A 19,937-nucleotide genomic window follows, 5' to 3' on the forward strand; every position below is an offset into this window, starting at 1 on the left:
TATGAACACGGTGTAGATAATGGATACAGTGCAAGGTATGCGGGCTTTTGCGGCTGTGGCGGCACATTCATCGTTTACCGAAGGGGCCCGACAGGTTGGAATCAGTACCAAACTGGCCAGTAAATATGTCGGTCAGCTGGAAGATCGTCTGAACGCGCAGCTGTTCAACCGAACGACCCGCAGCGTTACCCTGACCGATACCGGGCGCGCCTATTACGAACGTTGCCTGCCCCTGTTGGAGCAGTTTGATGAGCTGGAAGGGTTGGTACAGCAAAAACAGTCCGAATTGGCGGGCCGCATTCGGATCACGGCCCCGACCGGTTATGGCTCGGCCGAATTGATCCATTTGCTGAAACCGTTTCAGGCTGATAACCCGAAGGTTTCCATCGAACTGCACTTGTCAGACCATCATGTCTCGCTGGTCGAAGAAGGGTACGATCTGGCCATTCGGTTCGGTGCTATGAAAGATTCGAACCTCGTCGCGCGAAAGCTGATGGATATGCGGATCGTCTGTTGCGTATCCCCTGATTATCTGGCGCAAAACGGAACGCCGAAGGAACCCTCTGCGCTGGCATCACACAACTGCCTGATGCAGGCCATTGGCAACAACATCGACAATTGGGCATTCAAAGGCCCAGAGAGAGAATACTCGGTTCCTGTTTCGGGCAATTTTCGCGCAAATTCACCCCGCGCAGTGGCGCACATGGCGGCGGACGGGTTGGGGATCGGTCGCATTCCTCTGTACACTGCGCAACCGTTTCTGGACTCGGGGCATCTGGAACTGATCTTTGAAAAAGAAGAGGCCGTGTCCGTCGGGCTGTATGCTGCGTATCCGCAAAACCGGCACCTCACCGCACGAATTCGGGTGTTGATCGACTATCTCGTTGCGACGTTGCGCAGCGTCTGAAATCACTCGGGCCAACAACTCTTTGATATGTTCAAATCACAGTGGAAATAAAAAGTTGCGAATCTATCTACCTACTAGTAGATTGTCTTCATCATCGACAAACCCAAGGAGATTCAGCAATGAAAATTTATGACGTCGAAGGATTTCCGAACCCGGCCCGCATTCGCATTGCGCTGGCGGAAAAGGGCGTTTCGGACAAGGTCGAATTCATACCGGTTGACGTAATGGGCGGAGAACATCGCACACCGGAATTCAAAGCAAAAAACCCGGATGCGGTTGTGCCCTGTCTGGAACTGGCGGACGGTACACATATTGCGCAATGCAATGCGATCACCGAGTATATAGATGCAGAATTTGAAGGGCCGTCTTTGACCGGGACATCCGCAATTGAGCGCGCCCGAATTTCGATGATGAACCTGCGCGCCGAAAATGGCCTGCTGAACGCGGTCAGCACTTATTTCCACCACGCTACCCCTGGATTGGGGCCTGATCTAGAAACCTACCAATGCGCCGAATGGGGCAACAAACAGAAAGAAGTTGCAAGCAGCACAATGGCCTATCTGGATTCTGTACTGGCCGAAAACGATTTTTTGGCAGGTGACACTTTCTCGATGGCCGATATCACTGCTTTTGCAGGCTTGGCGTTTGCTGATTTCGCAAAAATCGAAGTCCCTGAAAACTTGACACATTTGCAGACATGGCGCGCAAGAATGGCCGCGCGACCGTCGATAGCTGCCTGATCTGAAGCCGCCACCCAAGTCGAAAGGACCTTACATATGGAACTCAACTCGGATTTTTCAGCCCGCGTCGTCGTTCACTCTGATCAGCTTGAATGGCAGGCCTCGCCTATGAAGGGTGTGGATCGTCGCATGCTGGACCGGATCGGTGGCGAGGTTGCCCGCGCCACCACCATTGTACGCTATGCGCCGGGCAGCAAGTTTTCGGCGCACACCCACACGGGTGGAGAAGAATTCATTGTTCTGGATGGTGTCTTTCAGGACGAGCACGGCAACTTCCCAACGGGAACCTATGTACGCAACCCTCCAACAACCGCACATACGCCCGGGTCAGAACCCGGTTGCACAATCTTTGTCAAACTCTGGCAGTTCGATATGGATGACCGCAATCAGTTTCGCAAAAACATGGCAGACGAACTCGGTACTCCGGTGAACGGCGTGGCCACAGCAATCTTGCACAAAGATGACCGCGAAATCGTGACCTACAGCCATCTTGAACCAGGCACGCTGCTGCAATCGAACGCCTCTGGCGGGATCGAAGTGCTAGTCATAGATGGTTCAATCACAACCGGAAGTGATGTATTGAACAAGACGGGGTGGCTTCGCCTGCCCGAAGGTGAAACGCTATCTGCCGTTTCAGGTCCCGAAGGCGCGAAAGTCTGGATGAAGACCGGCCATCTTCCATTCGCTCAGGCACCTGCTGTCTAGGACTAGCCATGAGCCATCTCTGAGTGCCTTCACAGACCTCCTATGCAAGCGCGTATCAACGGCGTGGGTTTATCAGACCCGCGCCTTTTTTTGTTGGCTTACAGCGCTTTGAACCCTACACATCTACCGCCTTGGAACCGCAGCCATTATATGCTCACCTGAACTACGCGCTGGCGTGAGTAGAACCAAAAGGACGTGTACCCGCATGACAACCGATACCAAGACTGCCTTGCTGGACGTTGCCGAACACGCTGCGCGCGCGCGTGGGTTCGACGGGTTCAGCTACGCCGATTTGGCCGAAGCGGTTGGCATCCGGAAAGCGTCGATCCACTACCACTTTCCAACCAAGGCCGCCCTGTCGGCTGCACTAATGGAGCGCTATCACGCGACTCTTGAAGATGAATGTCAGAAGATCGAGGCCAAATTTGACACCGGCTCGCAGCGCTTGCTGGCGCTGATCGACCTATATCGCGATGCCCTGAACGATGGCAAAACGTTGTGCCTGTGCGTCTCGCTGATAAGCAGCCGCGAAAGCCTGTCGGATGAAGTCATCGAAAAGATCAGGGCGTTCCGCGCCATGATGGTCGGGCGGATTACGGCGATATTTGAACGGGGTTTGCAGGACACGTCGATCACGGGTATCGCGAACCCATTAGCCGAGGCCCGGGCCGCGCTTGCCCTGCTGGAAGGTGCCCATCTAACGGCGCGCGCGGAAGAGAATGTCGAGACCTTCGACGAAGCTGTGGCCATCCTAAAGACCCGCTGTTGACCCCGAAACGTACTTCCTCGATGCGGTAATCGGTGGCTGGAATAGGTTTTGACCGGCGGTTAAACGCCACACCAAACTGCCTGAGAAACGCGGCCAAGAAATCTCGTGAACTCTGTTTCAGCGAATTGTAAATGTTGCATCAATCTCGGGTTTCGTCACCAATGCGTGAGAGATTTTTTCAATTCGTTGAATTTGGTCGATACGTCCTGATCTAGGGGGCAGAACGCAATCCATTCGGAACGAAAGGTCTCTTCATGGCGACGACTGAAAACCTGCATTCCTCACAAGGCATCTTCCCCAAGTTCAACGTTCAGCTACTGGGCTTGATGTTCATTTCAGGGTTCTTCGCGTCCAATGCGTTTGACCTCTGGGGGCAGATGATCAGCCCCGGTCTGGGCTTTGCAAGCCTTTCTCCGCATGGATTGGCGCGCAGTCTGCTGGGCACTCTTGGCCTGCCAAACGGTGATTTTGCTGGGTATTTTGTCCACTTCTACCTCGTCGGTCTGGTCGGGTATCCGATTGGCTGGCTTTTTGTGTTCAACCCGGCCTGGAGTGCGATCTTCAAGGGGCGCCACGTTTTCCTTGGCTCAGCTGTTTATGGGTTTGGTCTGTGGGTCTTTGCCATTGGCGGCATCACGTACATTGCCGGGCTGCCGTTCTTCCTGAACTTTACCGGCATCACCTGGGTGGCTTTGGCTGGTCACGTGCTGTACGGGATTGTTCTGGTCTGGGTGATGCGCCTGGTCGAGCGCTGGTCATAACCTGATTAGGTTTGCTGGCCGGTGGCAAATGTCATTCGGCCAGAAGGCCCGAGAGTTTGGCAGCGCCCGCCCGCAACGTCCCCAGAAACGACATCAAGCTGCTGACGTCATGGCGTTGCGTCGGAGCGTGTACGGATAACGTCGCAACCAACCTGCCTTGCCTGTCTAGAACGGGAACGGCCACGGCTGTCATGCCGGACATGAACTCCTCATCATCGGTCGAATACTCGTTTTCTGAGACGCGTCGAATTTCGGCCAAAAGCGCCTTTGGCTCGGTTAGGGATCGTTCCGTTTGAGGGCTTAGATTTCCAGCCGAAAGAAACCCGTCAAGGGTCTTTTGACGTAAAGTGGACAGATACATTTTGCCACTTGCAGTGCAGTGGAACGGCACTTGTGTTCCGATCGGTAGCTGAATTCGCAATGGCCATTTCGTTTCCACCCGATCTAGATAGATCATCCCTTCTCGGTCGGGGACGGCAAGATTGCAGGTTTCACCAATCTCGTCAGCCACACTGCGCAAAATGGCCAAGCGCGCAGTGCGCAGGTGTTCAGCCGACATAGTGTTGACCGCCAACAGGCGCAGACGGCGGCCAGGGCCATAAGAACGTCCGTCCAGATCGCGCTGCAGAAAGCCTTCAGCTTCGGCGGTTTGAAGCAATCTGTGAACCGTAGGCTTGGCCAGACCCAATGCTTCGATCAGGTCGGACGGTTTGACGGCGACGCCACGCCTGGCCACCTCTTCAAGGATCAGCAGCAGGCGCAGGTTGGTCGGGATCTGGGTTTCTTTTTCTTGTGTTTCCGTTTCGGCCATCCTGCAACATTCTAGTTATTTGGCAGCAGGATCAAGGCCAGATCGGGCACCAACGACACCAAAATCCACACCGAAAGCAGGGCCACCAGATATGGCACCGTATACCGCAGCAGGCGGAAGTAAGGCACACCAGTCACACCTGATGCCACGTAAAGGTTCAACCCGTAAGGCGGCGTGATGAAACCGATGGACGCCCCCACTAGGAAGATCACCGAGAAATGGATCGGATCAATCCCGACCGAGGCCGCAATCGGGGCAAGAATCGGTGCCAGAATGATCGTTACCGGCAGGCTCTCCAACACCATACCTGAGAAGAAGACGATCACCATCGAGGTGAACAGCACCGCATGGTATCCACCCATCGAGGTCACGAAATCCCCAATGGTCTGCTGCGCCCCCAGCAATGACAGGATTTGCTGCATCACCACCGAGATCGCGATCAGCGGCGCGAGGATGCCGGTGATCTGGGCCGAACGGATTACGATCGAGGGAATCTCGGGGATCGTAAAGCCTTCGACCACGAACATTTCAGCAAAGCTTTTCTCGGTTGGCGGAATATCGTTGCGCGCGCCCATGATGCGGTTGATCGGATAGCTGACCAGACCCGCGATAACGCAGAAACCCACTGTTACTCCGGCTGCTTCAGTGGGTGAGAACTTGCCCGTGTAGATACCCCACAGCACAAGGCCGATGGCAAAGAAACCCAGCCACGCGCCAAACGCGGTTTTCAGCACCCGGTTCAGTTGCAGCGGGATCAAATGACCCCAACCGTTGATACGGCAGATGATCCAGCATGCGAATTGCATACCAAAGACCATCAATGCGCCCGGAAGGATGCCCGCGACAAACAGCTCGGAAATCGGCAAGTTCATCAGGAAGCCGTAGACAATGAAGATAATCGAAGGTGGAATGATGATCCCCACCGTGCCGCCCGCCGCGGCGGTCGCTGCACTGAACCGTTCGTCATAGCCACCTTTCACCATCTCTGGGTGCAACATTGACCCGATGGTTGCCGTCGTCGCCGAGTTCGACCCCGAAATCGCCGCAAACAATCCGCACGCCCCAAGTGAGGCCATCGCCAGCCCGCCGCGTATCCATCCCAGACAGGCATAGGCAAAATCACTGAGTCGTCGGGCGATACCGGATTTATTGATCAGGTCTCCAGTCAGGATAAACAAAGGCATCGCCAACAGGGCAAAACCCTTGTTGAACACGTTCAAGAGCTCGGCCCCCATATTGTCGAGCGTTAGACCCAGAACAAAAGAACAACCGATGACCCAATAGCCGATCACCAGCAGAACTGGCACGCCCAACATGAACAGAAAAGTGACCCCAAGCGAGATCAGTGTAACCATGGTTCCGTCTGTCATCAGTCTGCCCCTATGACCGCTTGCTTGATCAGCGGCTCACCCGTTTTCCAGTTGTTCAGATCGTCGGCCAGGTTCTGAAACACGCGCCCGACCATCAAAAAGAACGACAGCGGCGCGGCCAGAAGGAACCACCACTGCATGATATTGTCGGTGCCCAGAACAATCTGAAAATTCGAGGCCGACAGCGCCACCAATCGCGTGGTGGTCACGATGACAATCACCGCAAAAATGAACCACAGCACCGCATCAAGGATCAGGCACGCCAATTGCCCGCCTCTTGGCATGGCCGAGCGGAACTCGCTGAAGCTCAGATGTGTGCGCAAGCGGACATTGTATGAGGCTCCGAACCACGCCATGACCATGAACAGCAGTGGGGGAATGGTGGTTGACCACGGCTCTTGATCGTTAAACACAAACCGGTCGATCACGCCCCAGAAGATGATCAGGGCAATGGCGAGGTAGGAATACACCATCACCGACCGCTCCAGATGCCGCTCAATGAACGGTACGGCCCGGTAGATCAACATAATCAACAGCCCACCCAGGGCCGAGACAATCGCGCCCAACACCCAGGTCGCGTCGGATTCCAGTGCAGACTGAATCTCGAACGAATCCTGGCTGAAAAAGGCGCTGAATATCGCGCCGATATCTGCCCAAAATGACATCTACCCCGTCCTCCCAATCGGTATAGTTAGAACCGGCCCAGTGGGGCCGGTTCAGTAAGTCTATCAGGCCTGGCCTTTCCACCAACGGCGCGGCTCGACGTTTTCCGGCAGGGTATCGGCCGGAATCTCGCGCGCGATGTCGTAGATTTCCTGATAGGTATCGATGCCACCCGCCCATTTGTTCAGACGCTCACGCCACTGCGCCCAAGGTTCAGGGTTGTAGTTCGGGGCACACATCTCTTCGGCTAGCTTGATCTGATCGTCTGCCAGGAAGGCCGGACGCACGCCGTTTTCGGCGAAAATCGTGTCAGGCAATTGCGGGTCCGAGAAACCAACAGTGTTCAACAGAGCCGCCTCATTCGCACCCTGAATCAGGGCCTGCGTGAAGTATGAGGACTCCATAACCGCGTCCTGCAATTCACCGCCGAGGCTGTCAAAAACCTTGGCGGACATCGACGTGTGTTCAGTGCCGCAGAAGAACTTCAGGTTCACTGATTGCGACACAACCGGTGCCATGTTGGCATACGCCACGGCCGACGCCCATGTCTCTGCCCCGTCGATCAGACCTGTCTTCAACGCGTCCAGAGTCTCCTCCCACGCCACCGGTACCGGGTTAAGGTTCAGCAGTTGCATGGCGATACGGCCCAATTGCGTGCCCGTCACACGGTTCTTGGTGCCAAAAAGCTCCTCCAGCTTGGTGACTGTCGGCTTGTCGGCAAAGTTCGAACCCATCTGCAAACCGCGTAATTCGCAATGCGTAAACAGGAATTTCAAGCCGTGACGTTTTTCCAGCGGGTCGCGCAGGATACGCTGGCTTTCGGGGCTATAGAAGAAGTGATACTGCGCCGCACGGCTAGGGAACATATAGGCATAGTCCAGCACGTTCAGGTACGGCGCACCACCGGCTGAGTTCTGGGTCGAGGCAGCATAGATGTCGACAATCCCCTGTTGAGTTTTCTCGACACAGCTGAGCTGACCGCAGATCTGGTTATCGCCGATGAACTCGATCCGAATCTCACCGTCTGTGCGCTCTTCCAGATCGCGCGCAAATTCGATCGCACCGGCGCGCTCAATCAGCAGGTTGCGCGTGTTGAAGCCTGATGCGCCAAATTTCAACGTGTGCTTAGGTTCTTTCGAGAAACGCTTCTCATAGGTGGATTCGGCAGCGTGCGCCAGATTCGCCAAGCTCATCGCGCCTCCGAACCCTCCTGCCGCCAACAGCGTTGAGCTCATGCCGTAACGGCCTGCTACGCGGAAGAAATCCCGCCGTGATATCCCGCTCAGTTTCCGACCAATCTCCATTGCTTACCTCCCTAGCTGCAATTATTGAGACATTTTGTATCAAAAAATGCTAGTATAATTCGATCAACTTGCATAGAGTTTTTTTCAACAACTTGAAAAGGAGAGTGTCATGGAGGTGGATTATGCGGTTGTTGGCGCGGGATCTTCGGGCTGTGTAATCGCCAATCGACTCAGCGCCGACCCCAACACAACCGTGGCCCTTCTTGAGGCTGGCGGACGTGACACGAACCCGTGGATTCACATCCCGGTCGGCTATTTCAAAACCATGCACAACCCGTCGCTGGACTGGTGCTATCGCACGGAACCTGACCCAGGGCTGAACGGGCGCTCCATCGACTGGCCTAGGGGCAAAGTTCTGGGTGGGTCGTCCTCATTGAACGGCTTGCTCTATGTGCGGGGCCAAAAGGAAGATTATGACCGCTGGCGTCAGATGGGGAACGATGGTTGGGGCTGGGAGGACGTTCTGCCCCTGTTCAAACGCAGCGAGGATCAGGAACGTGGCGAAGATGATTTCCACGGGGTTGGTGGGCCGCTTTCCGTGTCAAACATGCGCATCCAGCGTCCAATCTGCGATGCATGGGTTGCTGCAGCGCAAGCGGCGGGCTATCCGTTCAACCCCGACTACAATGGTGCGGATCAGGAAGGTGTAGGTTACTTCCAACTAACCACCCGAAACGGCCGTAGGTGCAGCTCGGCAGTGGCGTATCTGCAACCAATCCGCAAACGCCAGAACCTGAACATAATTACTAATGCCTTGGTCACGCGGGTTAATCTGGAGGGCAAACAAGCGACCGGCCTGACCTATCGTGATCGCTCTGGCTCCGAGAAAACCCTGAAAATCCGACGTGAGATCATTCTGTCCGGCGGGGCGATCAATTCACCTCAGATCTTGATGCTGTCCGGCATCGGTGACCCGGACCACCTGAAGGATAACGGCATCGAGCCGTACCATGCCCTGCCCGGAGTAGGAAAAGGGTTGCAAGATCATTTGCAGGCGCGGCTGGTATACAAATGTAATGAGCCAACCCTCAACGACGAAGTCCGCAGCCTATTCAATCAGGCGCGCATCGCGCTGAAATACGCCCTGTTCCGCGCAGGTCCGATGACAATGGCAGCCAGCCTTGCCACCGGCTTCATGAAAACGCGACCCGAGGTAGAAACACCCGACATTCAGTTCCATGTGCAGCCCTGGTCGGCCGACAGCCCTGGCGAAGGCGTACATCCGTTTTCCGCGTTTACGATGTCGGTGTGCCAGCTGCGGCCGGAAAGCCGGGGCGAGTTGCGTCTAAATGGCCCGGACCCGACCTCGTACCTGAAGATCATTCCAAACTATCTGTCTACAGAAACGGATTGCCGCACCATTGTCGACGGCGTCAATATCGCCCGGAAAATTGCGCAGCATAATCCGCTAGCCACAAAAATTTCAGAGGAGTTTAGACCATCCGCCAAATTGTCCTGCGACGATTATGAAGGCACCCTAGACTGGGCCAGATCAAACTCTGTTTCAATCTACCACCCCACCGGCACCTGCGCGATGGGCACCTCGGAAACATCTGTGGTCGATCCGAAGCTGAAGGTTCACGGGATTGCCAACCTGCGGGTTGCCGATTGCTCGATCATGCCCGAGATCGTCAGCGGAAATACGAATGCCCCAGCGATCATGATCGGAGAAAAGGCCAGCGATTTGCTGAAAGCAGGCGCATAAGGGTTGCGCGATCGCGCAAGCTTGACGCTCCTTGACCGCAGGCCGCTAATCGCGCCGCGTCCAATGCCGACCCGAATTCCGAACGCACGCTGGGCTTTTCAGTCACCGAAGCGATCAACCCAAGCAATAGATCGGACTAGCCTCCCCTCTCTAAACGGCAATCTTCACCAGTTTTGGTTTGGGGTCACTTCAACAACAGAACTATCAGCGAACCGAAGAAGGATAATACTGTGACCAGAGGCGTGCGGCGGGGTGTTCGCACTTTCACCGGATACAATCTGGTCAAGCCCTCAAATCCGGTTGTAGCATCGCCTCAGAACACTCCGGGCCGACCCCTTTGTTTTACCGGACAGGATATTATCGACGCGTGAACAGGAGCATATGATGACAGACAAAACATGCCTCATTGTTGGTGGTGGACGCGGAATGGGTGCTGCCACCGCACGCGAAATGCACGGCAGGGGCTACAAACTGGCGCTGATGTCCCCGTCAGAGTCCTGCGAATTGCTCGCAGACGAACTGGGCGGCGTCGCCCATCGCGGCAAGGCCGAGATCCCTGAGGACACCAAAGCCATCTTTGACTTGGCAATGACAACTTATGGCCGCATTGATTGCTGCCTGATCCATGTGGGTGGACCGCCCAAAGGTGATCTGCTGGAGATTCCCGAAGAGGATTGGGACCGCGCCAATGAGATGGTGCTAAAACCCGTGATCCGCCTATCCAAGCTACTGACCCCGGTGATGGAGGCCCAGGGCGGCGGTTCGATCGTCAACATCACTACGTTTTCAGCCTTTGAGCCATCGCTGACATTCCCAACCTCCAGCGTCTTTCGCGTGGCTGTTTCCAGCTACACCAAGCTTTTTTCAGATCGGTACGGCCCGGCAAATATTCGCATGAACTGCCTGCTGCCCGGCTTCACCGACAGCCTCGATCTGCCAAACAAATTCGCCGAAATGTCCGCGCTTGGCCGCCTGGCGCAGGCCGAGGAACAGGCCAAAGCGGCGGCGTTTTTGTTGACGGATGACAGCAGCTATATCACCGGGCAATCCCTGCGGGTTGACGGGGGTGTGACCCGGCATATGTAAAATTTCGCCAGTCCACCGATTGCGTGGTTGGTGCAGATCAGGCGCGCATGTTGGCCCCGTTTGCATCGTAGATCGGTGCACCCAAGACCTGAGCATCATAGAATTCGCCCAGAATTTCCACCTGCAGCGTGGTTCCCGGTTCTGCATGTTCCACCGCCACATAGCCCATCGCCATGGATTTCCCGACGCGATGTGCATACCCACCTGATGAGACATAGCCCACGGCTGTTCCATCCTTCAGGATCGCTTCGTCATTCGAAACGTCAATCCCGTCCACGTCGATGGTCATCGTCACCAGCTTTTGCTTAACGCCTTCGGCGCGGAACGCCTCGGTCGCGGCCTTTCCGACGAAGTCCTTTTTCCAGTTGATGAAGCCATCCATGCCGCTTTCAACAGCGTTGAAATCCGGGCGGAACTCCAACGTCCAGACGCCCCACCCTTTTTCCAGCCGCATCGACATCAGCGCCCGCGCACCGTACCAGCGATACCCCATATCAGCCCCGGCCTCTTCAATCGCCTCGGCCAGTCGCAGCAGATATTGCGGCTTGCAGTAGATCTCATATCCCAGCTCACCGCTGAACGAGATCCGGTTCAGGATCACCGGCACACCAGCCACAAAAGTCTGGCGCAGATCACGGAACTTGAAAGCTTCGGCCGAGACATCCTCGCGCGTCAGCCGCGCCAGCAACTGGCGAGATTTCGGACCGGACAGAGCGATGCCGTGCCAGTCATCTGAAACATTGGCATAGGTCACGTCGGCGGGCAGGTCGTTTTCAAACCATCGGCGATGGGCCTCTTGCATGGCACCGGACCCAAACAGAATAAAGTGATCCTCGGCCAGACACGCCACGGTCAGATCGCCGTACAGTTTCCCCTTGGGCGTCAGCATCGGGGTCAGCGTCAGGCGACCCGGTTTGGGTACATAACCGGCCAGCACATGATCCAAATAAGCCCGCGCGCCTGCGCCTTTGAATTCATGCTTGGCAAAGTTGGCGATTTCGATGCCGCCAACGGCCTCTTGCACCGCTTTGACCTCGCGCGCGACATAGTCGTGGCTGCGGTTGCGTTCGAAGGTTGGGTCTTCGTGCGCGTCCTCAGGGCTATCCGCAAACCACAGCGCGTTTTCCAGACCGAACCCTTGCCCCATGCGCGCGCCCTTGACGACCAGCCGGTCATAGAGCGCTGTGGTCTTCTGCATTCGACCCTTTGGCAGAGTTTCGTTCGGGAAGGTCATCACGAAGCGGCGCTCGTAGTTTTCGGACGATTTAACCGTGCCCCAGTCCGGCGTTGCAAACTCTCCAAACCGCGCCACATCCATGGCCCATACGTCGATCGAGGGTTCGCCGTCGATCATCCACTCGGCCATGGTGAGCCCGACGCCGCCGCCCTGACAGAAACCTGCCATAACACCAACCGCGACCCAATAGTTCTTCATCCCCGGCACCGGGCCAATCATCGGGTTACCGTCGGGGCCAAAGGTGAAGGGGCCGTTGATCATGTCCTTGATACCGGCCTCGCCGATGGTGGGGATACGCTCAAACGACATCTCCAGTCGGTCGGCGATGCGGTGGAGGTCGGGTTGCAGCAGCTCATGCCCGAAATCCCAAGGGGTGCCGTCAACCTTCCAAGGGGTCGATTTCGGCTCATACGTGCCCAGCAGCATCCCCTGACGTTCCTGCCGGAAATAGATGTTGGCCTCATAGTCGATCCCTGCCGGTAGACGGCCCGCCTCACCCATGCTCTCCATGCGTTCTGCGATCTGGGGGATCTTCTCAGTGATCAGATAATGGTGTTCCATCGGTTGCACCGGCAGGTGAATGCCAGACATGTGCCCGACTTCGCGCGCCCAAAGGCCACCGCAATTCACCACGTGTTCAGCGTTGATCTGCCCCTTCGGCGTGGTCAGATCCCACGACCCATCGGGCCGTTGGGACATGGCCGTCACGCCACAATGGGTGAAATACTGCGCGCCATGCACACGGGCCGATTTGGCAAAAGCATAGGTCGCACCCGACGGATCAAGATCGCCATCCTGATCATCCCACAGCGCTGCATAGTAGTGTTTCGGGTCTATCAGCGGATGCCGTTCAGCCAGTTCTGACGGAGAAATGAACTCCTGATGCAGGCCCATATAGCGTGCCTTGGAGCGTTCGCGCTTGAGGTAATCATACCATTCCTTTGTCGAGGCGGCATAAAAGCCGCCGGTGATATGCAAACCCACAGAATGACCCGAGGTTTCCTCGATCTCTTTGTACAAGTCGATGGTATAGCTTTGCAGGCGGCTGATATTAGGGTCCGAACTGATGGTGTGAATCTGCCCCGCCGCGTGCCAGCTTGAACCGGACGTCAGCTCATCGCGTTCGAGCAGCACCACGTCTTTCCAGCCGAACTTGGCCAGATGAAACAGGATTGAACACCCTACGACACCGCCGCCGATGACAACGACTTTGGCGTGGGACGGCAACGGTTTGCCGGTGGCGGCTTCGTCTTTTTGAATCTCGGGCATGAGTTTTTCCTTAGTTGACCTGCATCGCAGTGCGATCGGGTACCTTAATACCAGGCGTCTGGCAGGCTCTCTTTGCGTTTAGCCACGAAGGTTTCGAGCTCTTCACGAAGCGCCATATCGATTGGGGGCGCCTCATAGTCATTCAGCATTTGAGTCCAGCGATCATAAGCCCTGGTACGCATGTCCTTGGCTCCTTCATCCTCCCAGCTTTCGACATTCTCGCTGTGGCTGAGTGCTGGTTCGTAAAACGCGTCTTGATAATGGCGCATGGTGTGACCGCAGCCCAGAAAATGGCCACCAGGTCCAACCTCGGCATAGGCATCGCGGGCAAGCGCTTCGTCCGACGTATCCAATCCTTGCCCCAACACCTTCTGGTATGAGCCCAAACGGTCTGCATCCATGATCAGTTTTTCAAACCCGGTGCACAGCCCGCCTTCTAGCCAGCCCGCCGAATGCAGCACGAAATTGGCACCTGCCAACATTGTCGAATGCATTGAATCCGCGCTTTCATACGCGGCCTGCGCATCCTCGATCTTGGAAGCCGTCAGCGAGCCACCGCAGCGAAGGGGCAGACCCGCGCGGCGGGCGAGCTGGCCGATGGCATAGTTGGAAACTACAGGCTCGGGCATACCAAATGTCGGCGCACCGGATTTCAGCGACATTGACGACAGGAAATTCCCCAGAACAAATGGCGAACCGGGACGGATAAGCTGAATATATGCACAGACCATCATCGCCTCGGCCATTGCCTGCGCGACCGAGGCAGCCGTCGAAACAGGGCCCATCGCGCCGGACAGGATGAACGGAACCACAATCATTCCTTGCCCGCGACTGCTGTAGACGCGGGCGGCTTCGGTCACGACCTTGTCCACCAGCAACGGAGAGTTGGTGTTCACATTACCCATGATGACGCAGTTTTCCGCCATCACATCCGCGCCAAAGACAATCTCTGCCATCTCGACACTGTCCTGGGCACGGCTCCTCTCGGTAATCGCACCCAGATGCGGCTTGTCGCTGAGTGTCATATGGGCAAGCAGCATATCCAGATGGCGTTTGTTAACCGGAATGTCACAGGGTTCGCAGGTGACAAAGCCGCCGTGATGCAGGTTTGGATGCATACAGGTCAGGCGGACCAGATCCTGAAACGCCTGAATATCACCATAACGACGGCCCCCACCCAGGTCTCGCACAAAGGGCGCGCCATAGATCGGCGCAAAGACCTGATTGCGGCCGCCGATGGTAACGGAGCGGTCCCGGTTGCGGGCAAGCTGAGTAAACTCGCGCGGCGCCTTGGCGCACAGATCGCGAATCCAATCCGACGGTGCCCGCACGATATCCCCTTCGACCCGGGCGCCTTCCCGTTTCCACAACTCCAGCGCCTCAGGATCGTCGCGAAAGGCAATGCCGACGTCCTGTAGAATCCAGTCCACCTGTTGTTCCAGGCGAACGACCTGTTCTTCGTCGAGCAGATCAAAGAACGGGGCCTTACGCCGAATGTAGGGCGACGCTGGTGCCGTTGCATGCGCCTGCTGCCGTAGTCTGGATGTCCGTGCACGCCGTGCCATTGCAACCCTCATCGTATTGCGTCCAGCGTGTCATAACGCCGTTCCGGCATTCTGTGACGGTTGAAAATACTGATGTTTTGCATAATTTGAATTTATGCAAAAAATTTGGTCCCTACTCTCTTCCCCCCGCCATCTCGTCGTTTTCGAAGCGGCCGCACGCACGGGATCATTCACGAAAGCGGCGCAAGAGTTGAATGTGCAGCAACCTGCCGTCAGCGCTTCAATCAAACAGCTAGAGACATCGCTGGGAGTGATTTTGTTCCGACGCAGCCACCGCAAGATCACTTTGACAAATGCTGGGAACCGTTTGTTTTCAGATGTCACACGTGCATTTGAAATGTTATCGCACTCGGCGGCTTCGATCCGCCAATTTGCCAGCAATGATCATGTCACGCTCAGCGCGTCGTCGGCTTTTAACAACTACTGGCTGGTTCCCCGCATCGCGTCATTCCAGCAAAACCATCCCGATATCGACCTGCGCCTGCAATCCAGCGATCGAGAGCCGGACCTGAACGTCGAGACCATCAGCCTTGCCGTGCGTTTAGGGGATGGCAATTGGGCGGATTGCGAGTCGCATTTGCTGTATGATGAGGTGATCTATCCCGTTGCCGCGCCACGAGTCATGGCTGCGGCAGTGACCCTCAGAAGTGTGCCTAGCTTGTTGAACCAGCGCCTGATCCATCTGGAGGAACCGATCCGAGAACGCCCCACTTGGGACCAATGGTTTCGTGAATTTGGCATCACAGAGGTTACTCCGCGGACCGGCTTACGCCTGAACGACTACGCTCTGGTCTTGCAAGCGGCAATGGCGGGGGAAGGCTTTGCCTTTGGATGGCATCATATCGTGGCACCTTTGGTGCAACAGGGTATGCTGGCGGCGCGGCAGGACTGGGCCTGGAGAACCGGAAAAGGCTTTTACCTGGTCTGGTCCAAATCGCGCCCCCTGACCCCAGAGGCCGAGATTGTACGCGACTGGATCTTATCTGCCCGATATGGAGCGTGAACCCGTTGGCCGTGTACCAATCAAACCGTTATTCACTCGTCCCCTTTATAGAACCCGATGACATCGTTCTCTGTGGTCGCGCCAAGACCGTTGAGCAGCCGGTTTGAATAATTGAAATAGGCGCAGACCTGATTAACCTCGAGGATTTCACCATCCGAGCAACCTTCGATCTTGAGAACCTCAAAATCGGATTTCACCATCTTACCAACGTCTGTCGTCAACTTGGCCGCGTACCGGAGCAGTGCCAGCTCTTTGCCCTGAAACTCATCCTCGGGCCGATGCGCTTTCAACGCAACAAAGATGCGGTCGCTGCGGGGCTGGTCCTTTATCAGGTTGCGGACATTCATGAAATGATGGGTCAGCGAATAGGTGCAATCATTCAGGATCGAGGTATAGCTGGCCACCACCTCGAGGAACCAGAACGGCAGTTTGTTGTCATCGGAATGCAGGACCGAGCGATACAGCGTCACATGGCCATTCATTGTCTCGGGCCGCAGGGAATGCACGCGCATCACGGTGTCAACAGTACCATGCGGGGTGCGGGCTTTGTCCAGCAGCTCTTTAAGACGGCCTTCGGCCTGTTCGTCCGGCACCATTTCGATCCAAGCACTCATCGCGCGGTTCCTCCAGTCGTTTATGATCACACCATATGCGCACCAGCGGAATGATTGTCAGTAGAATTTTTTCCTGCCACGATATTTTTGTGGATCACGCGAACGTGAGCGGTGTATTAGACAGAGGGGGAGCCATATTGGGAGCGGCAGGCATGCAATCTCGGGACCTTTACGCGGGTGCTGAAAACCTATTGCTCAAATGTGGCGGTCTCAAAGCCGGAGACAGCCTCCTGGTGCTCTGCGAAGATCAGGCGCTTGGGTACTATGACGCTGAAATCTGTGATGCGGTCCTGGACTGCGCTAGGCGGCATCGGATCAACACTCAGGTTCAGACGATTCCCTTTAGTCCGCTGGGTGCCAGATTGCCGGATGACCTGATCAACGCCATGAAATCTGCAGATCGGACACTGTTTCTTTCGCGCACCGGAGATCAGCTTCGCTTTGACGAGGGCATAACCGATATTCACCCGATCATGTCCTATGCGCTGGATGCCGAGATGCTGGCCTCGGGATTTGGGCGTGCAAACTACTTTGGATTCGTGGCCCTAAAGAATGCGATCAATGCGCTGCTGTCGGCGGCTTCTCGTATCCATGTCACCTGCCCGCTAGGCACGGATTTCAGCGGGCCCGGTGCAGCCTTTCCGCCTTCTGGTGCGGCGGATGTCAGCGTTGCGCGATTCCCGATGTCAGTTTTTGCGCCGGTGCCGGTGAACGGATTCTCAGGCGTTGTGATGCAAGATGGATTTCTGGTCGGAACCGGATCGAAATTCTATGAACCCTACGACTGTACGCTGCGCGAACCTCTGGCTGTGCATTTCGAAAACAGCACGCTGACCAGGTTTTCGGGCCACCCGGCAGATATCAGCTGCGCCACGTCGCATTACGAAAAAGTGGGCCAAATGTTCGATCTTGAACCGTTCACGATGCATTCCTGGCATGCGGGCATTCATCCCGGTTGCGCCTTTAACGATCCGGCGCACAAGAACTTTGAACGATGGAGCGGGGCGGCCTTTGGCAATCCGCGACTATTGCATTTCCATACCTGCGGCGATTACGCACCGGGTGAGATTTCGTTGAACGTGCTTGATGCAACGATACGGGTTGATGGAGCGGCCATTTGGGATAACGGGGTCCTGCGGCCAGACCGAATACCCGGAGGGGCTGAAATTCTGGCCGAATACCCTTGCATCAAGGCTGTATTCGAGGCCCCAGAACGACAAGTGGGTCAAGGTGCCGACGGGCGGCTTTCAGCCCGCTGATTCCGCAGCGTCTTCCTCGGCTTTGAGTTTGGCCACTCGCGACCGAAACCGCATCGCCCCTGCATCCAGACCTAGGTTGATATAACCGGTCTTGCGCCGCGCCATGCCGGTTTGTACGTATTCCAGAACATCCTTGTCTTCGTTGAACGCCATAACCGCGCCGTCGAACATGCGCTGCGACATAGCCTCATCATCCGCATGCATGTTGCGATGCTGGAACCAGAAATAGCGCGAAGTCTGATCGTCCACCGGCGTGATGAAATTGTACGAGATATTCACGAACGCATTTGGAGACAGGTCGCGGTCTGCCCCGCCCTCGCCCGCCGGGGTGTAGACCGACATATTAATCGCGGTCGATGGCAGACGGCATTCATAATGTTGCTTGCGGTCACAGCTTGGCCCAAAGGGCAGGATCGGCGCGTAGTAAGGGGGGGCTGGTTCGTCCATGATCCAGCGCGACACAATCACTCCCTCATCCTTTTCTTCCAAATCCAGTGGCCGATTGTCTGTTCCAGCCCCCGCAAATGAGGTCAGGTGAACCCAGGCGACATGGCTGGGGTCCAGAAGATTGTCGATGATGTAGAGGTAATGGCACGCCATCTCCATCGCGCCGGTTTTGGTCTTGCCCCAAATCGGGTTGTCGAAATTCGGAACGTCGATAATGTTGTCCCGGTTGGCCTGCGCCGGATCTCCCATCCACAGCCACAAAAAACCCCACCGATCCTCGGCAGGATAAGAATGTACGGCTGCGCGGCGCGGGGGATTGTCCAACTGCGTCGGGGCGATGACGCATTCCCCACTGCATCCAAAGGTGAGGCCATGGTAGCCACATACCACGTTGTCTCCCTCGACTGTGCCGCGCGACAGGGGCAGCTTGCGGTGCGGGCAGGCATCCTCCAGCGCGATGGCCATCCCCTTGGTATCGCGATAGATGACAATCTCTTCACCCAGCATCCGAACCGCACTTAAGGTACGGTCGAAGTCTCCGCTCCGACCGGCAACGTACCAGCAATTTCGTATGAAGCCTTCCGCCCCTGCCAGGTCTGGTCGCATCTGATCACTCCGAAAAAACGTCAAACGCCTTGAGCGCCTTAGCGCTGTAGGCATAGGACGGCCCTCCGCCCATATAAGTTGCCATGGCCAGCGCCTCACATAGTTCTTCGCGGGACACCCCCAACCGAACCAGAGACCTCACATGGAACCCGATACAACTGTCACACCGGGTTGCGATCGCGATGCCAAGGGCGATGAATTCCTTAGTCTTTTCGCTCAGCGCACCATCCGCTTTGGCGGCCTTGCCCATGATGCCAAACCCCCGAACGGTTTCGGGCACTTCTTTCGAAAAAGCTCCGATATTGGCCTCGGTCTCGGCCATGAAGTCGTTCCAGTCCATGCAAGCCTCCTTATCCGCGTTCATCCGCGCCCATGCGGCGTTCAAGCCAGCGTACGCCGGCGCTGATGATCAGCACCAAAATCAGGTATTCAAAAATTAGCAGGGTGTAGATTTCCAGTGGCCGGTATTCCGTCACCACCAATTCGTTGGCTCGCCGGGTCAGTTCCTGCATCCCGATGACGCTGGCAAAAGCACTCATCTTGACGATGTAGATAAACTGATTGGCAAGGGGTGGCAGAATACGGCGGATCGCCTGCGGCAGGATCACATAGCGCATGGTCTGCACATAGTTCAGCCCGATGGTCTGTGCAGCCTCACTTTGACCCTTGGCGATGGATTGGATACCCGCGCGGTAAATTTCGGCGGTGAAAGCACTGTCGGAAATCGCCAGTGTGATGATCGCGCCCCAAAACGGATCAATCGGGACATTCATTCCCATCGACTTGAACACGATCGGCAGCCCGTAAAACACCCAGAACAGCATCGGCAACAAAGGGATCGAGCGGACGAACTCCACATAGACCCGGTTGAGCAACCGCCAGCCGCGCCTCTCGGACAAGCCTGGAAGCGCCACCAACAGCCCGATGACAATCGACAAAACGGCCGCGATTAGCGAAATCTGGATCGTCGCGCCCATGCCCGAGATCAAGAATTTCACATTGGTCCAACCCGCCTCTGTGGTGGGATCGATCACATACCAACCCCAAGTCTGAGAGGACGAGCAGCCCGCCAGCATCAGCAAGGGTAAGATCAACGGAAGTTTCTTCATCACGCCC

Annotated in this window: 19 protein-coding genes; 9 read left to right on the top strand and 10 right to left on the bottom strand. The window is 56.2% G+C overall.

The features are described 5' to 3' along the window. The first annotated feature begins 19 nt into the window (after positions 1-19). The 5 genes from ACR0IY_RS12875 (at position 20) to ACR0IY_RS12895 (ending at position 3,882) form a co-directional block, all read left to right on the top strand. A complete protein-coding gene (locus ACR0IY_RS12875; protein WP_480673867.1) occupies positions 20-907 on the top strand; it encodes a LysR family transcriptional regulator in 888 nt (295 codons plus the stop codon). Positions 908-1,026: 119 nt separating this feature from the next. Then, positions 1,027-1,647 carry a glutathione S-transferase family protein gene (locus ACR0IY_RS12880; RefSeq protein WP_480673869.1) on the top strand — a complete coding sequence of 207 codons (621 nt, stop codon included), beginning with the start codon at positions 1,027-1,029 and terminating at the stop codon, positions 1,645-1,647. Positions 1,648-1,683: 36 nt separating this feature from the next. Further along, complete coding sequence (locus ACR0IY_RS12885) at positions 1,684-2,352, top strand: cupin domain-containing protein (RefSeq protein ID WP_480673871.1); 669 nt, start codon at positions 1,684-1,686, stop codon at positions 2,350-2,352. A 205-nt stretch (positions 2,353-2,557) separates the two neighbouring features. Then, positions 2,558-3,121 (top strand): TetR/AcrR family transcriptional regulator, encoded by a 564-nt coding sequence (locus ACR0IY_RS12890; protein WP_480673873.1) that lies wholly within the window; start codon positions 2,558-2,560, stop codon positions 3,119-3,121. A gap of 254 nt (positions 3,122-3,375) precedes the next feature. Further along, positions 3,376-3,882 (top strand): hypothetical protein, encoded by a 507-nt coding sequence (locus ACR0IY_RS12895; RefSeq protein ID WP_480673875.1) that lies wholly within the window; start codon positions 3,376-3,378, stop codon positions 3,880-3,882. Positions 3,883-3,913: 31 nt separating this feature from the next. On the opposite strand, the gene ACR0IY_RS12900 is transcribed toward ACR0IY_RS12895, so the two are convergent. The 4 genes from ACR0IY_RS12900 to ACR0IY_RS12915 all read right to left on the bottom strand — a co-directional run bounded on the left by ACR0IY_RS12900 (position 3,914) and on the right by ACR0IY_RS12915 (position 8,030). Continuing rightward, on the bottom strand, positions 3,914-4,693 hold the full coding sequence (locus tag ACR0IY_RS12900; protein ID WP_480673877.1) for an IclR family transcriptional regulator: 780 nt from the start codon (positions 4,691-4,693) through the stop codon (positions 3,914-3,916). An 11-nt stretch (positions 4,694-4,704) separates the two neighbouring features. Further along, positions 4,705-6,063: a TRAP transporter large permease gene (locus tag ACR0IY_RS12905; RefSeq protein ID WP_480673879.1), complete on the bottom strand. Its 1,359-nt coding sequence runs from the start codon at positions 6,061-6,063 to the stop codon at positions 4,705-4,707. Then, on the bottom strand, positions 6,063-6,728 hold the full coding sequence (locus ACR0IY_RS12910) for a TRAP transporter small permease (RefSeq protein WP_480673880.1): 666 nt from the start codon (positions 6,726-6,728) through the stop codon (positions 6,063-6,065). Before ACR0IY_RS12910 ends, ACR0IY_RS12905 begins: the two co-directional genes overlap by 1 nt. A gap of 63 nt (positions 6,729-6,791) precedes the next feature. Beyond that, entirely contained in the window at positions 6,792-8,030 is a 1,239-nt protein-coding gene (locus ACR0IY_RS12915) for a TRAP transporter substrate-binding protein (RefSeq protein WP_480673882.1), read from the bottom strand. Positions 8,031-8,139: 109 nt separating this feature from the next. On the opposite strand from ACR0IY_RS12915, the gene ACR0IY_RS12920 reads away from it, so the two are divergent. Together ACR0IY_RS12920 and ACR0IY_RS12925 are read left to right on the top strand one after the other, a co-directional pair. Beyond that, positions 8,140-9,735 carry a GMC family oxidoreductase gene (locus ACR0IY_RS12920; protein ID WP_480673884.1) on the top strand — a complete coding sequence of 532 codons (1,596 nt, stop codon included), beginning with the start codon at positions 8,140-8,142 and terminating at the stop codon, positions 9,733-9,735. Positions 9,736-10,119: 384 nt separating this feature from the next. Next, positions 10,120-10,821: an SDR family oxidoreductase gene (locus ACR0IY_RS12925; protein WP_480673886.1), complete on the top strand. Its 702-nt coding sequence runs from the start codon at positions 10,120-10,122 to the stop codon at positions 10,819-10,821. A 37-nt stretch (positions 10,822-10,858) separates the two neighbouring features. Here ACR0IY_RS12925 and ACR0IY_RS12930 read toward each other — a convergent pair whose 3' ends face one another. Both ACR0IY_RS12930 and ACR0IY_RS12935 read right to left on the bottom strand, forming a co-directional pair. Continuing rightward, positions 10,859-13,327 (bottom strand): GcvT family protein, encoded by a 2,469-nt coding sequence (locus ACR0IY_RS12930; RefSeq protein WP_480673888.1) that lies wholly within the window; start codon positions 13,325-13,327, stop codon positions 10,859-10,861. 44 nt (positions 13,328-13,371) lie between these two features. Further along, positions 13,372-14,892: a trimethylamine methyltransferase family protein gene (locus tag ACR0IY_RS12935; protein WP_480673890.1), complete on the bottom strand. Its 1,521-nt coding sequence runs from the start codon at positions 14,890-14,892 to the stop codon at positions 13,372-13,374. 94 nt (positions 14,893-14,986) lie between these two features. Here ACR0IY_RS12935 and ACR0IY_RS12940 point away from each other — a divergent pair, with 94 nt between their 5' ends. After that, on the top strand, positions 14,987-15,895 hold the full coding sequence (locus ACR0IY_RS12940; protein ID WP_480673891.1) for a LysR substrate-binding domain-containing protein: 909 nt from the start codon (positions 14,987-14,989) through the stop codon (positions 15,893-15,895). A gap of 32 nt (positions 15,896-15,927) precedes the next feature. On the opposite strand, the gene ACR0IY_RS12945 is transcribed toward ACR0IY_RS12940, so the two are convergent. Then, entirely contained in the window at positions 15,928-16,509 is a 582-nt protein-coding gene (locus tag ACR0IY_RS12945; RefSeq protein ID WP_480673893.1) for a carboxymuconolactone decarboxylase family protein, read from the bottom strand. Between the two features lie 152 nt (positions 16,510-16,661). On the opposite strand from ACR0IY_RS12945, the gene ACR0IY_RS12950 reads away from it, so the two are divergent. Then, positions 16,662-17,768 (top strand): hypothetical protein, encoded by a 1,107-nt coding sequence (locus tag ACR0IY_RS12950; RefSeq protein WP_480673895.1) that lies wholly within the window; start codon positions 16,662-16,664, stop codon positions 17,766-17,768. Here the strand turns inward: ACR0IY_RS12950 and ACR0IY_RS12955 are convergent. From ACR0IY_RS12955 to ACR0IY_RS12965, 3 genes are read right to left on the bottom strand one after another with little or no spacing between them, the layout of a single operon-like run. Beyond that, on the bottom strand, positions 17,757-18,821 hold the full coding sequence (locus ACR0IY_RS12955) for an aromatic ring-hydroxylating dioxygenase subunit alpha (protein WP_480673897.1): 1,065 nt from the start codon (positions 18,819-18,821) through the stop codon (positions 17,757-17,759). The two genes, ACR0IY_RS12950 and ACR0IY_RS12955, sit on opposite strands and share 12 nt — an antisense overlap. 4 nt (positions 18,822-18,825) lie before the next feature. Then, positions 18,826-19,161, bottom strand: a complete 336-nt coding sequence (locus ACR0IY_RS12960; protein WP_480673899.1) for a carboxymuconolactone decarboxylase family protein — start codon at positions 19,159-19,161, stop codon at positions 18,826-18,828. Between the two features lie 10 nt (positions 19,162-19,171). Then, entirely contained in the window at positions 19,172-19,930 is a 759-nt protein-coding gene (locus tag ACR0IY_RS12965; RefSeq protein ID WP_480673901.1) for an amino acid ABC transporter permease, read from the bottom strand. Between the last annotated feature and the right edge of the window lie 7 nt (positions 19,931-19,937).

Source organism: Ruegeria sp. BC1 (assembly GCF_056539305.1).